At 61.3% G+C, this 13,125-nt stretch carries 14 protein-coding genes; 8 read left to right on the top strand and 6 right to left on the bottom strand.

Annotation, left to right across the window (positions count from 1 at the left end; all coding sequences use genetic code 11):
• Positions 1-36: 36 nt before the first annotated feature.
• From QUV25_RS17305 to QUV25_RS17275, 7 genes are all read left to right on the top strand, one after another.
• Positions 37-435, top strand: a complete 399-nt coding sequence (locus QUV25_RS17305; RefSeq protein ID WP_300865780.1) for a hypothetical protein — start codon at positions 37-39, stop codon at positions 433-435.
• Positions 432-1,061, top strand: a complete 630-nt coding sequence (locus QUV25_RS17300; protein WP_300865778.1) for an exopolysaccharide biosynthesis protein — start codon at positions 432-434, stop codon at positions 1,059-1,061. The genes QUV25_RS17305 and QUV25_RS17300 overlap by 4 nt, the downstream gene beginning before the upstream one ends.
• 60 nt (positions 1,062-1,121) lie before the next feature.
• Positions 1,122-2,900 carry an AMP-binding protein gene (locus QUV25_RS17295; RefSeq protein ID WP_300865777.1) on the top strand — a complete coding sequence of 593 codons (1,779 nt, stop codon included), beginning with the start codon at positions 1,122-1,124 and terminating at the stop codon, positions 2,898-2,900.
• A 29-nt stretch (positions 2,901-2,929) separates the two neighbouring features.
• Positions 2,930-3,841, top strand: coding sequence for a bile acid:sodium symporter (locus QUV25_RS17290; RefSeq protein ID WP_300865775.1), 912 nt, complete (start codon positions 2,930-2,932; stop codon positions 3,839-3,841).
• 449 nt (positions 3,842-4,290) lie between these two features.
• Positions 4,291-5,760: a UbiA family prenyltransferase gene (locus QUV25_RS17285; RefSeq protein WP_300865774.1), complete on the top strand. Its 1,470-nt coding sequence runs from the start codon at positions 4,291-4,293 to the stop codon at positions 5,758-5,760.
• Positions 5,757-6,116, top strand: a complete 360-nt coding sequence (locus tag QUV25_RS17280; protein WP_300865773.1) for an SMR family transporter — start codon at positions 5,757-5,759, stop codon at positions 6,114-6,116. The genes QUV25_RS17285 and QUV25_RS17280 overlap by 4 nt, the downstream gene beginning before the upstream one ends.
• A 154-nt stretch (positions 6,117-6,270) precedes the next feature.
• A complete protein-coding gene (locus QUV25_RS17275; RefSeq protein WP_300865771.1) occupies positions 6,271-7,815 on the top strand; it encodes a glycosyltransferase family 39 protein in 1,545 nt (514 codons plus the stop codon).
• A 168-nt stretch (positions 7,816-7,983) separates the two neighbouring features.
• Here the strand turns inward: QUV25_RS17275 and QUV25_RS18295 are convergent, their stop codons facing one another.
• The 6 genes from QUV25_RS18295 to QUV25_RS17250 all read right to left on the bottom strand — a co-directional run bounded on the left by QUV25_RS18295 (position 7,984) and on the right by QUV25_RS17250 (position 11,828).
• Positions 7,984-8,427, bottom strand: a complete 444-nt coding sequence (locus tag QUV25_RS18295; RefSeq protein ID WP_366945691.1) for a DUF3592 domain-containing protein — start codon at positions 8,425-8,427, stop codon at positions 7,984-7,986.
• Between the two features lie 155 nt (positions 8,428-8,582).
• Positions 8,583-9,290: a hypothetical protein gene (locus tag QUV25_RS17270; protein ID WP_300865770.1), complete on the bottom strand. Its 708-nt coding sequence runs from the start codon at positions 9,288-9,290 to the stop codon at positions 8,583-8,585.
• 153 nt (positions 9,291-9,443) lie between these two features.
• Complete coding sequence (locus tag QUV25_RS17265) at positions 9,444-9,758, bottom strand: YdeI/OmpD-associated family protein (RefSeq protein ID WP_300865766.1); 315 nt, start codon at positions 9,756-9,758, stop codon at positions 9,444-9,446.
• A 110-nt stretch (positions 9,759-9,868) separates the two neighbouring features.
• Positions 9,869-10,381, bottom strand: coding sequence for a hypothetical protein (locus QUV25_RS17260; protein WP_300865768.1), 513 nt, complete (start codon positions 10,379-10,381; stop codon positions 9,869-9,871).
• Positions 10,382-10,450: 69 nt separating this feature from the next.
• On the bottom strand, positions 10,451-10,963 hold the full coding sequence (locus tag QUV25_RS17255) for a hypothetical protein (RefSeq protein WP_300865768.1): 513 nt from the start codon (positions 10,961-10,963) through the stop codon (positions 10,451-10,453).
• 550 nt (positions 10,964-11,513) lie between these two features.
• Positions 11,514-11,828, bottom strand: a complete 315-nt coding sequence (locus QUV25_RS17250; protein WP_300865766.1) for a YdeI/OmpD-associated family protein — start codon at positions 11,826-11,828, stop codon at positions 11,514-11,516.
• A gap of 163 nt (positions 11,829-11,991) precedes the next feature.
• Here QUV25_RS17250 and QUV25_RS17245 point away from each other — a divergent pair, with 163 nt between their 5' ends.
• A complete protein-coding gene (locus QUV25_RS17245; protein WP_300866092.1) occupies positions 11,992-13,029 on the top strand; it encodes an integron integrase in 1,038 nt (345 codons plus the stop codon).
• Positions 13,030-13,125 lie beyond the last annotated feature (96 nt).

The raw sequence follows: 13,125 nt of genomic DNA, 5'->3' as shown, positions 1-13,125 counted from the left end.
GGCCTTCCATTTCCCTATCCGACTCTGGAACACCCCATGAAGATCGCGCTCTGGATCGTTTTCGCGCTGGTCGCTGCGCTGTGGACCGGTACCGTGCTGGTGTCGGTCGAGCTCACCGGCTGGCTGGCCACAACGGTGGCCTCCGGCCAGGCCGGCGATGTCATCACCAACATAGGGCAGTGGCCGGTGCCGGCCTGGTTGGCGCTGTGGATCGATCCGGTCTGGATTCAAGGTCTGCAGGCTGCCTGGGTGCAGGTGATGAACTGGCTGGGGCAGACTGGCCCAGCGCTGGGCAGCGTGGTGAGCTGGCTGATCCCGTTGATGTGGGTGGTCTGGGCCGTGGTCTTGCTGGTCATGCTGGCAGCTACCGTGGCAGGTCACTTTCTGATTGGCAAATTTTCCAGGCCAAGTGGTTTGAAACGCGTGTCCGCATGAACAGGGCGCTGGCGCAGACCCTGCGCGACGCCGCCCAGTACAACCCCAGGTCCGCCGGTACTTCTGTGCCGGCGGACCTGCGTTTGAGTGTGGCCGACCTGGTGAACCTGCATGGCGCGTCCTCAGGCCCGGTGCTGCTGATGCTGATGGCGGTGCTGGCCACTCTGCCCGTGGCGGGCGCCGGCATGGTGCTCAGCCTGGGCATTTTTTTGCTGGCCTGGACGTGGCTGCGCGGTCACGACCAGATGCCCCTGCCCCCACGCCTGGGCCGACTCACGCTCAATCCCACCTGGACCCGACGCTGCCTGCGGGGTCTGGCCTGGGTGTACGAACAGGCCGAGCGCTGGTTGCGCCCACGCTGGGCGCTGGGCACGCACCGCCGCTGGCGACCGCTCTGGGGCGCCTGGATGGCCCTGATGGCCCTGCTCATCTTCATCCCGCTGCCTTTTGGTAACGTATTGCCCGCGATCAGCCTGGTGCTGCTCAGCCTGGGCTGGATGTTCCGCGATGGTCTGGCTTTGCTGCTGGCGGGCACCTTCGGCTTCGCGGCCATGGTCTACGCCGTCTCGCTGTCCCACCTGCTCACTGCACTCGCGCAGCAGGCCTGGGCCCGGTTGCCGGCATGATCCAGGCCTCTGCGTTCACCGTTCACCACAACAACATCTCATCACCGCCCGAGGAAGACCATGAAAAGCGACATCCCGTTTGACACCGCGCACTGCCCCTGGATATCCACCTACAGCAGCGTCGGCATCACGCCCGAGCTGCCGGCGCCAGCCCATGCCTCGATCGCCGAGCTGGTGCAGGAGCGCTGCACTCACTTTGCCGCAGAGCAGAGCGCCAAGCGCCTCAAACACCCGGCCTTCAGCTGCGTCATGCCCAATGGCATGAATGGGCGACTGAGCTTCGCGCAGGTCAACGAGCTCTCCGACGCGTTCGCCGGCTACCTGCGTCAAACGCTCAAGCTGCAGGCTGGCGACCGGGTGGCGGTGCAGATGCCCAACTGCCTTGCCTACCCGGTGGTGGCGTTTGGCGTGCTCAAGGCCGGCTGCGTGCTCGTCAACACCAACCCGCTCTACACCGAGAGCGAGATGGTTCACCAGTTCAACGACGCCGGCGCGCGCGCCCTGGTGGTGATGGACATGTTTGCCGACAAGTTGCCAGACGTGCTCAAGCGCAGCGGCATCGAGCACGTGGTGCTGGCCAAAGTGAGCGAGTTTTTCCCTGTCGTGCCCGGCGCGGTGATCCGCGGCGTGCAAAAGGTCTGGAGCAAAGTGCTGCCACCGGTGACGGTGCCGCATGTGCGCCTGAAGCAGGCGCTGGCCCAAGGCCGGGCCACGCTGGCCACCTCGCCGGCCAAGACCTACTGGCAAGGCCTCAACCACAACAGCCTGGCCGCGCTGCAGTACACCGGCGGCACCACCGGCGTGAGCAAGGGCGCCATGCTCAGCCACGGCAACCTGCTCAACAACGTCAACCAGATGCTGGCCATGGGCGCCACCCACATGGCGCCTGGTCGTGAGTGTGTGCTCACCGCCTTGCCGCTTTATCACATCTTCGCCTTCACGGCGAACCTGCTGGGTTTCCTGTCCATCGGCGCACACAACGTGCTGGTACCCAGCCCGCGCCCGGTGCAGAACCTGCAGCGTGCAGTGGAAAACTTCCCCATCACCTGGATGACCGGGGTCAATACCCTGTTCAACGGCCTGCTGAACGAAGAGTGGTTCACCGCCTACCCGCCCAAGCAGCTCAAGGCGTCGATTGCTGGCGGCACCGCCCTGCACAGTGCGGTGGCGCAGCGCTGGACCGAGGTCACGCGCACACCCATCGCCGAAGGCTACGGGCTGACCGAAACCTCGCCGGTGGTCAGCTTCAACCCGCTTCGCGGTACGCCGCGCCTAGGCAGCATCGGTATCCCGGCGCCCGGCACCGAACTGCGCCTGATGGGAGACGATGGCAGGCCGGTGGCGCCGGGCGAGCCAGGCGAGATCTGTGTGCGCGGTCCGCAGGTGATGGGCGGTTACTGGAACAACGAAGCCGAGTCCGCGGGAGTGCTCAACGACGGCTGGCTGGCCACTGGCGACGTGGCAGTGATGGAGCCCGACGGCTTTCTGCGCATCGTCGACCGCAAGAAAGACCTGGTGCTGGTCTCCGGCTTCAACGTTTATCCCAACGAAGTCGAAGACACCATCGCGCAGCTCGACACGGTGCTCGAAGTGGCGGTGATCGGTGTGCCGGATGACAAGACCGGCGAGGCGGTGCGCGCCTATGTGGTGCCGCACCCAGACCACGCCGGCGCGCTCACGACCGAGCAGGTGATCGCCCATTGTCGGCAGCAGCTCACCGCCTACAAGGTGCCGCGAATCGTGGTGCTGCGCGACGAGCTGCCCAAGAGCCCGATCGGCAAGGTGCTGCGAAAGGTGCTCAAGGCCGAAGTGCAGTCCGAAGCGAACGCCAAGGCCTGATTCCAGAACAACATCAAGAGACAAACACCATGATCACCGAATTCGAAACCCGCCTGCTCGGCATCATGATGATGGTCATCATGCTGGGCATGGGCGCCTCGCTCACCTGGCGCGATTTCCTCATCGCATTTCGCAAGCCCAAGGGCGTGCTGGTCGGCATGCTGTGCCAGTTCGGCATCATGCCGCTGCTGGGCTTTGCGCTGGCGATGGCGCTGGACCTGTCGCCCGGCCTCACCGTGGGCCTGATCCTCATGGCCTGCATGCCGGGCGGCACCACCTCCAACATCTTCAGCTACTTCAGCAAGGGCGTGCTCGCGTTGTCCATCCTGATGACCACGGTCTGCACACTGCTCGCGCTGGTCATGGTGCCGTTGCTGCTGGAGTTCTATTCCTCGCTGGCTGGCCTCTCCAGCGAGTTCAAGATCCCGGCGTCCAATGTGGCGCAGGTGCTGGTGGTGCTGCTGGTGCCGACGGTGCTGGGCATGGTGCTGCGCAAGCTCAATCCCAACATCGGCGCCACCATCGAGCTGCTCGGCGGCTTCATGGGCATCGTCGTCATCGTTTTCCTGGTCGCCACCTGGGTGCCACGCAACCACCAGCTGCTGGCCGACACGCCCTGGCCGGTGTACTTCGCTGCCATTGGCCTGGGCCTGATCGGCATGGCGCTGGGTTATGCGATGGCGCGCCTGCTGCGCCAGGACAACAACCGCAGCCGCACGATTGCGCTGGAGACCGGTATCCAGAACGGGCCCCTGGCGGTGCTCATCGTCACGCTCAGCATCGCCACCACCATTCAGCAAGAGGTGTTGCTGATCCCGGTGCTGTACTCGCTGTTCATCGTGCTCAGCAGCAGCGTGGTCACACTCTTCTTCCGCCGCTGGGCGACCCGGGAAGCCCTGGCCCGCGACCGCATGAAGGCGGGCGCGCTGGTCTCGGGTTAAGCGCCTGGGCCGATTCGGTTTCAAATAAAGCGCAAGGCGAGAGCAGCAAGGCAGCGCTCCGGCACCACCAGGCCGAACCACGCTGCGATCGCCTTGAAGCTTGATTGAATAGGCATCGGCCGCAGGAGCTGCGGGCGAAGAACAGCGCGGTCATCTCCAGGCCCGCCCCGATCACGCCCCGATCACGCCCCAAGCACACCCGCTGCACCGGCGCTCGCTTGGATCAGCAGACGCCGAAGCAGTAGCCTGCGGCGGCGGCCCGCAACATCACCAAGCCCTCCTTCCCGGCGAATGCACTGGCCACCACGAGAGCGGCCACGCACCACAGGGCAAAGGGCAGCGCGGGGTAGAGGGGGCGTGCGCTTTGGGCAGAGGGTGCCAGGGCGAAGCCGCGATGACGGCAGGGACCCTAGAATCCTCTCACTCCCTACCCCGATCGCATTCACCGCTTGACCACGCCCCTCGCCACCGCCGCGCCACGTCCCTGCCCGCTGTATGTGGACCTGGACGGTACGCTCACGCTGAGCGACACGCTGTACGAGTCGGTGATGCTGTTCATCCGGCGCAGCCCCCTCAACCTATTGAGGCTGTTGGGCTGGTTGCTGCTCGGCAAAGCGGGTTTCAAGCAGCGACTGGCCGGCGCGGTGCGACCCGATCCGGCTCGCTTGCCTTACGACGAGCGCTTTGTGCAATACCTTCGCGACGAACACGCTCGGGGCCGACCGCTGGTGCTGGCCAGTGCGGCCGACGCCCGCATCGTGCGCGAGGTCGCCGCCTACCTGCGCCTGTTCGACGACACCCTGGGCACCGAAGGCGGCCCCAACCTCAGCCGGGATCACAAGCGCGACGCCATTGAGGCCCACGCCCAGGCGGGTGGCCACCGGCAATGGGCTTACGCGGGCAACAGCAAGGACGACCTCGCGGTGTGGCAGGCCAGCGCGCAGGCGGTGGCGGTGAACACACCACCCGCCGTGCTCAATCGACTGCAGCAACAGCACCCCGATGCGCGCGTCTTTGAGCGCAAGCCGCTGACCCTGGGTACCGTGTTTCGCGCCATCCGCCTCAAGCAGTGGGCCAAAAACGCGTTGCTGTTCGTGCCGCTGCTGGCGGCGCACTCGCTGAATCCCCAGGCCTGGTTCGATGTCGCGCTGGCGTTTGTGGCGTTTGGTCTCTGCGCCTCGGCGACCTACCTGTTCAACGACCTGCTTGATCTGCCCAGCGACCGGGTGCACCGGCTCAAGCGCCTGCGCCCGCTGGCCTCGGGCGCCATCGCCATCCCCACCGCGGTGGCACTGGGTACTGCGATGATGGCGCTGGCCTATGTGCTGGCGTTCGCCGTCTCGGAGGGTTTTGCGGCCATGCTCCTGCTCTACACCGCGATCACGCTGGCCTATTCGCTGCGGCTCAAGCGCCTGCCGCTGGTGGATGTGCTGGTGCTGGCTTCGCTTTACACGCTGCGCGTGGGCGCGGGCGCGGTGGCGGCGCAGGTCATGCTGTCCAACTGGCTGCTGGGCATCTCGATGTTTCTGTTCCTGAGCCTGGCCCTGGTCAAGCGCTGCGCCGAGCTGGAAGAGCTGGACGACGACAGCGCCAAACCCGCGCCTGGGCGCGGCTACCAGGCACGCGACCTCGCCTCGCTGCGCGCCATGGGCATGGCCAGTGGCTTTCTGGCGGTGATGGTGCTCACGCTCTACATCGACAGCCAGCATGGCCGCGAGCAATACGCGCAGCCCGAATGGCTCTGGGCCGCCACACCGCTGCTGTTGCTGTGGATCATGCGCATCTGGCTCAAGACCGGGCGGCGCGAGCTGCACGGCGAAGACCCGCTTCAGTTCGCTCTCCGCGACCGCTTCAGCTGGCTCACCGTGGGGCTGCTGGGCGGCATCGGCCTGCTGGCCATCAACGGAGTGGGTGCATGAAATCGCTGGCGCTGGGCCTGGCCCTGTTCTGTGTGCTGCTGTCTTCGGCGGCGCAGATCGCGATGAAGCGCGGCATGTCCGCGCCCGTGGGCGGCGACCTCGGCGCCACCTATGGCCACGCGCTCACCAGCCCGCTGGTGTGGCTGGGTCTCGTGCTGTATGGCGCGAGTGCGGTGCTGTGGTTGTGGGTGTTGTCGCGGCTGGACGTGAGCGTGGCCTACCCGCTGGTGAGCCTGGGCTTTGTGGTCACGCTGGGCGTGGGTGTGGTCTGGCTGGGTGAGCCATTTTCCTGGGTCCGCGTGGCGGGCTGCACACTGATCGTGATCGGGGTGAGCCTGCTCGCTCTGGAAGCTTGACCGGTTGCCCCCACCTCCGCGCCTGCGGCGTCACCCTCCAAAGGGTGGCACTGGCGGCCTGGCGGCGCCAGACCTGCGGAGCCCAGAATCTGGGCACTTCGCGCCGGGCACCATGCGCAGCTCAAGCCGCTTTGTTTTCACCATTTGATGCTTCATGAAGTCTCCTGATTTCTCCATCGCCGCGTCCAGGCGCGTGTTCTGGCTCACCTTCGCGGGCACGCTGCTGCTCAAGATCGTGATCGCGGCGGGCTTTCCCATCACGGGCGATGAGGCGTTTTTTTACCAGTGGGGCGTGTTCCTGGCCTGGGGTTATTCGGACCACCCGCCCATGGTGGGCTGGCTGCTGGCGGTCTTGCACGCCATCAGCGACGCGCCGCTGGTGCTGCGCAGCGTGACGCTGCTGGTCACCAGCGTGATCGCGCTGGGCCTGGTCGACGCGCTGATGCGCATCCTGCCGGCTGAGCGTGAGGCCAGCGCCTGGATGGCTGGCGCGGTCTACCTGGCCCTGCCCTGGTCCTGGATGTTCGTGCTGGTCACCACCGACACGCTTCTGCTGCTGTTCATGGCGGTATCGGCCTGGTGTTATGTGCGGGCCAATGCGGCTGCGGACCGCGGCGCAGGCTGGTACGCACTGGCCGGCGGCTTCATCGGTCTGGCCTTTCTCTCGAAGTACTTTGCCGTTTTGCTGGGCATGGCCTACACGGTGCACATCCTGGGCTGGCGGCGCGACCGCTGGTGGGCGCTGGCGCTCATGTTCGCCGCGGCCTTGCCTTCGGTCGCGGTCAACGTGGTGTTCAACGCCACGCACGGCTGGACCAATGTGATGTTCAACGTGTTCAACCGCAACGAAGGCAGCCACTGGAATCTGGAGACGCCGCTCACCTACGCAGCCATGGCGCTTTACCTGCTCACGCCCTGGCTGCTCTGGCAATCCGTGCGCGCGCCACGGGCCGAAGGGGTGGCGCCGGCCACGCGGCGGGCGCTGGCCGTGCTCTGGCTGTTTCCCATCCTGTTGTTCGCGGTCATCAGTCTGCGCCGCACCATCGGCCTGCACTGGGTGCTGGGCTTTGTGCCATTTTTCGTGGCCTGGGCCGCGCTTTTCCTCGATGCGCGAGCGCTGCACCGCTCGTTGCGCTGGACGCTGCTGCTGTCGCTCCCGCACCTGCTGCTGGTGGGAGCGCTGGCCTGGGCGCCACTGTCCCTGTGGCAGCCTGCCAAGCTCTACGAGCGCCTGGTCTTCACCCGCGAAACGCCGGCCCTGGCTGCCGCCCTCAAGGCCGACCTGCCCACCGGCGCCACCCTCATGGCACGCACCTACAACCCCGCCGCCATGCTGGCGTTCCCGCACGGCCAGTACGTGCCGGTGTTCGGCGTGGGCCGCCACCACGCGCGGCAAGACGACCAGATCGTTGACTTCCGCACCTACGACGGTCAGCCCCTTCGCATCTTCGACTACACCGAGCCCGACCTGGCCGACTTCCAGCCCTTCTTTGCGCAGGTCAGCAAGCAAAAGGTGGTGATCGAAGGCGTGGACTTCTGGATGGTGGACGGCACAGGTTTTCGCTTTGAGCCCTACCGCGAACAGGTGCTCGCCAAGATCGCGCAGGATTTCCACGACATCCCGCGCTGGCTGCCCCTGCTGGGCAATCCGTTCTGCGAGCGGTATGGGTTTGCGGCATGTTCGCCGCAGGGTCGGTGACGACTGACGCTACCGCTGCTCACCGGAGCGATGAAAGAGGTAGGTAGGTCGCCGTTGGTGATGCGGACTTCCGCTGTCGGCCATGAACCGCCGTTGCCACATCGGCGAAGCAGTCGTTCAACGTTCGAGTTAGGCGGCAACTCGGCGGCTGGTGCGTTCAGCCCACGTTCACTGCGTAGAGTCCATACGAAAGTTACCAGCCATCCACCAGAAGGCGACTATAGCGACAGCGAGCATCAAGTGCACAACATGCGGAACTTCGCATTCCAGCGCTGCGTCAGTTGGGGAGGCCGGATTCACACGCACATATACAGTGCTCCCAACTCGATATTGGACAACCTTACGTGCTGCATAGTTGCCAGATGTGGCGAGGGTACCACTCGGCAGTATGCGAGTACCAACATAGTCGTGACCATTTACGGTGTAGCTGTATCGAACGATCGGCACAGAGTTGCTGTCAGCGTCAGTGTCAACTCTCGATTCAAGAACCTTGCCGACAACGGTGGGCCATGAGCGAGCTGACCTTGTACGAAAAATCACGTAGGCAAGCCATAGAAGGGCAACTAGGGCTAAACCGCGAAAGATGAAGATTGCCGTGCCGGTACTTAGCATGATGAATCTTGAGATGGTGCGGGGGAAGAGATCGGCTTTGCCGCCTAACGTTTGAGCTAACCGGACCGTTGCGGTATGTGGCTAAAGGCCCAGAATGAAATGGCGGGCCTTTAGCCGCATGCCGCAATGGGTCCGGTTGAGCGAATGGTTAGGCGTCATCGCGCGAGAATTTCTGAGAACGTCTCACCAGACTTAAGCCTTGCGAGGCGTGAGTAAAGCGTATCACTGCCAACAACTGAGAGCCACTTCGAGACCTCGTACTTGGCAAAAGAATAGTTCTGTGTGAGCGCCTTATCATCGGAAACAAAGAACTTGGATGAAGTGGTCAACTCACGCACACGATCTGCTTCTGCGGCTTTATCTTCGCGGAGAGCGTAACGTGAGCGAAAGTCCACTTGCATTGCTACGCCTTCATCGAACCAAGTTGGCACCTTCAGGAAGTACTTTAGCGAGCCTACGCGATGATGCAGTTCGGCATGCATGAGCTCGTGTGCAACGATATCAACGGATCTGCCCTTAGGTCCGATCATTACGCAGGTCCTATGTCCTACGAACTGCGTGCTTCCGTAAGCGTTGAGGCTGAAGGGTCCAATGCGGCTAGTGCTGCCTAGAAAGACGATTGTTGGTCTTGCAGCGGGTTTTCCGAAGGTCGCTTCAATTCGTCTTCTAGCTTCGTCGACGAGCTGCGATGTGCCTGATTGACTTGTTGTTGAATCATCGGCTGAAAGCGGAGTGGCTGTCTGGTTGCCTAGGTTAGATGCACCGACAAGAAGACAAGATGTTGGGCCGGGAAAAGCTACGGCGAATGCGGTGAAAGGCAATGCTGCGAACACAATAAAGAGTGCCAGATATTTCTTCGTCATTGGTGAGATGCTGAGGTTGGGTTTATGACGCCTAACGTCTTGCTCAATTGCGCAGCGGTTGTAGTGGATTTTTGTGCGACAATGAGCAAAGCGAATGCACAAAAAGGAGCGTAGACCGCTGTGTCAATTGGAGCAATTTGTTATGTGCTGGTTTCATTTTGCTACTGGCTTTTTCTTCTTATCTACCAAAACATCCTGTTGCCATCTACTAGGCTTTTTATCAGTGCGATGTATACACCCAACCCAGCAACAAGGCCGCTTTTTTCCTTCTAAAAGTTCTTCAGTAGCTCTACCGATCCGTTTTACTCTAGTTTTCTCTTGTTTGGCGTCTTCAATCCAACAAATGAATTCATTGCGGCCAATAGCTGACAAGGCTTCCCAAGCATTAGAAAGGTCTTCTTCGGCTAATGCTTCCGCCAAGTCAATGGGTAATTCATGCACTAAGCCTCCGGAAAGTTTTGACTTCATATCTAATTACCTAAAATCTGGTATTGATGGCTAACGATCAAAACACATAACGTTTGACATGAGGGGCGGCCGAGGGCGATAGCCCTTGGACGTCCCCCTCGATGGAAGGGTTAGGGCTCATTTTGCAGGCTTCGCCTTGCGCCCGGCAGGCACCAAGGCTCAGTGCCGCCGTGACTGACCTTCTCGCCATTCTTGCGGACCCACCTGGCAATGGATGTGAACCAAACATCAAAGGCTGCGCGGTCGTAGGTAACTTCTTCTGACTGAAGGAGAGCAGGTTTGGCCCAATAGAGCCTCCCACCGGCCTGCGGATTCGGGGCGTAAATGGGATGGCGTGAATACTCAAGCAACGGTGCATGCAGAGTGCGCAAGCGAAAGTATGTTCCCGCTGCACCACCAGTAGTCTTGTTTTCGTAGTTGACGCGCTCGAAGGATGCCTGCCAAGGGAAGGCCAGGTTGTGAACCCAGAACGGGGATGCCGAAGTGTCTTGCGTAAAGCCTTCTACTGGCTCTGGGCTCGGTGACCATGAGCGGTACAGCACGACATTGGCCGTGCTGGCGAGGAAGGCGAGGAAGGACTCTTCGTCTTCCTGCTGCATAGCGATGGCAATCTGGCGACCCATGAGCCCTAACGTTTGACATGAGGGGCGGCCGAGGGCGATAGCCCTTGGACGTCCCCCTCGATGGAAGGGTTAGGGCTCATTTTGCAGGCTTCGCCTTGCGCCCGGCAGGCACCAAGGCTCAGTGCCGCCGTGACTGACCTTCTCGCCATTCTTGCGGACCCACCTGGCAATGGATGTGAACCAAACATCAAAGGCTGCGCGGTCGTAGGTAACTTCTTCTGACTGAAGGAGAGCAGGTTTGGCCCAATAGAGCCTCCCACCGGCCTGCGGATTCGGGGCGTAAATGGGATGGCGTGAATACTCAAGCAACGGTGCATGCAGAGTGCGCAAGCGAAAGTATGTTCCCGCTGCACCACCAGTAGTCTTGTTTTCGTAGTTGACGCGCTCGAAGGATGCCTGCCAAGGGAAGGCCAGGTTGTGAACCCAGAACGGGGATGCCGAAGTGTCTTGCGTAAAGCCTTCTACTGGCTCTGGGCTCGGTGACCATGAGCGGTACAGCACGACATTGGCCGTGCTGGCGAGGAAGGCGAGGAAGGACTCTTCGTCTTCCTGCTGCATAGCGATGGCAATCTGGCGACCCATGAGCCCTAACGTTCAAAATCAACGGCCTGCGCGGCTTTTCGCGCAGGTCCGGTGCATTGCAGGGTTGGGCGTCGACGGCTACTTTGCATGCTGTTTGCGATTAACTCCGCTTGATTGAAGGTCGGACGCTCACAACTCGGCTACGTGCCATTGAAAGACCACTAGATCTCCGGATTCCAAAAGGAAGTCGCGCCATTCTGCCGGCGATTGCAAGCTAAACGTCCAAACGTCCACCTCTCCGGGACCACGTGGTCGGCGGACGGCTATCGGGCCAGCGGGCCAACGTGTTGGTGTTTGTTCCAGCCCGCCGGCGGCGGCTAACGCGCGAAGAATTGTCCTCGGGGTCTCGACAACGTGAGGGCCCGGGGCCGAGACGGCTCCAGTAACGACAATAGTCGAAGGTGTCTGCGGCATGTCTATCAAGACGCCCAACGTCTTGCTCAATTGCGCAGCGGTTGTAGTGGATTTTTGTGCAACAATGAGCAAAGCGAATGCACAAAAAGGAGCGTAGACCGCTGTGTCAATTGGAGCAATTTGTTATGTGCTGGTTTCATTTTGCTACTGGCTTTTTCTTCTTATCTACCAAAACATCCTGTTGCCATCTACTAGGCTTTTTATCAGTGCGATGTATACACCCAACCCAGCAACAAGGCCGCTTTTTTCCTTCTAAAAGTTCTTCAGTAGCTCTACCGATCCGTTTTACTCTAGTTTTCTCTTGTTTGGCGTCTTCAATCCAACAAATGAATTCATTGCGGCCAATAGCTGACAAGGCTTCCCAAGCATTAGAAAGGTCTTCTTCGGCTAATGCTTCCGCCAAGTCAATGGGTAATTCATGCACTAAGCCTCCGGAAAGTTTTGACTTCATATCTAATTACCTAAAATCTGGTATTGATGGCTAACGATCAAAACACATAACTTTGATGTAGTTCGTGTTTTACCGAATACCCACAGTACCCGCGAGATAACATGGCCCGACACATCCCCAAAATGTGTTTGATTTCATACAGTTATCTCGCGATACTGTATGCATGAACAGGTATAACAGATCTGACAAAGTCCGTGAGCTGGCGGCCGTCCCTTTGGTATCCCAACGCTTGCTGGATCAGGTCCGCGAGCGCATTCGGTACTTGCACTATAGCCTTCAGACGGAGAAGGCATATGTCTATTGGGTCCGCTTTTTCGTGCGGTGGTCCGGGACCCAAGGCGGCATGCGGCATCCCCGGGAACTGGGCTCGGCTGAGGTCGAGGCATTTCTGACCTTGCTGGCCAACGAACGCCAGGTGTCACCGGCCACCCATCGACAGGCGCTCAATGCCTTGTTGTTCCTGTATCGCCAGGTGCTGGGTATGGATTTGCCCTGGATGCAACAGATCGGTCGACCACCGGAGCGCAAGCGCATCCCAGTTGTGCTGACCCAGGACGAGATTCAGCGGGTGCTGAGCATGATGGCCGGTGAGGAGGCTGTGCTGGCCAGGCTGTTGTATGGCGCAGGTTTGCGCCTGAATGAAGGCCTGTCTCTGCGAGTGAAAGACCTGGACTTCGACCGCCACGCGGTGGTGGTGCGCAGCGGCAAGGGCGACAAGGACCGGGTGGTGATGTTGCCCCGATCACTGGTGGCACCACTGCGTGAACAGTTGGCTCGGTCGAAGGCGCTGTGGACCCGTGATCGGGCAACGGAAGTGGCGGGTGTCTTTCTGCCCCATGCGCTGGAGCGCAAATATCCACGGGCCGGGCAAAGCTGGGCCTGGCACTGGGTTTTCCCCTCGCCCACTCTCTCGGTAGATCCTCAAACCGGGGTGGTGCGGCGCCACCACCTGTTTCCCGAGCGGATCTCCAAGCGACTCAAGCAGGCCTGTGTGGCTGCGAGCATTGCAAAACCGGTTTCGGTTCACACGCTGCGCCATTCGTTTGCCACGCATTTGCTGCAAGCAGGCACCGACATTCGCACGGTGCAGGAGCTGTTGGGTCACTCGGATGTGTCCACCACCATGATCTACACCCATGTGCTCAAGGTGGCGGCGGGTGGCACGACCAGTCCACTGGATGCCTTGGCTCTGGAGCGTTGAGTGACCGGTTTGTGGACTGTGCGTGACCGACCGCTACGGGTCTATTCCGTTGAAAAACTCGGTTTTGGCCGTGATCCAGATACCGCGCTGAACTTG

It is taken from the genome of Hydrogenophaga sp. (assembly GCF_030373245.1).
Lineage (GTDB): Bacteria > Pseudomonadota > Gammaproteobacteria > Burkholderiales > Burkholderiaceae_C > Hydrogenophaga.
Note: the sequence above shows the minus strand (reverse complement) of the source record. Positions and strands in the feature narration are given on the sequence as shown.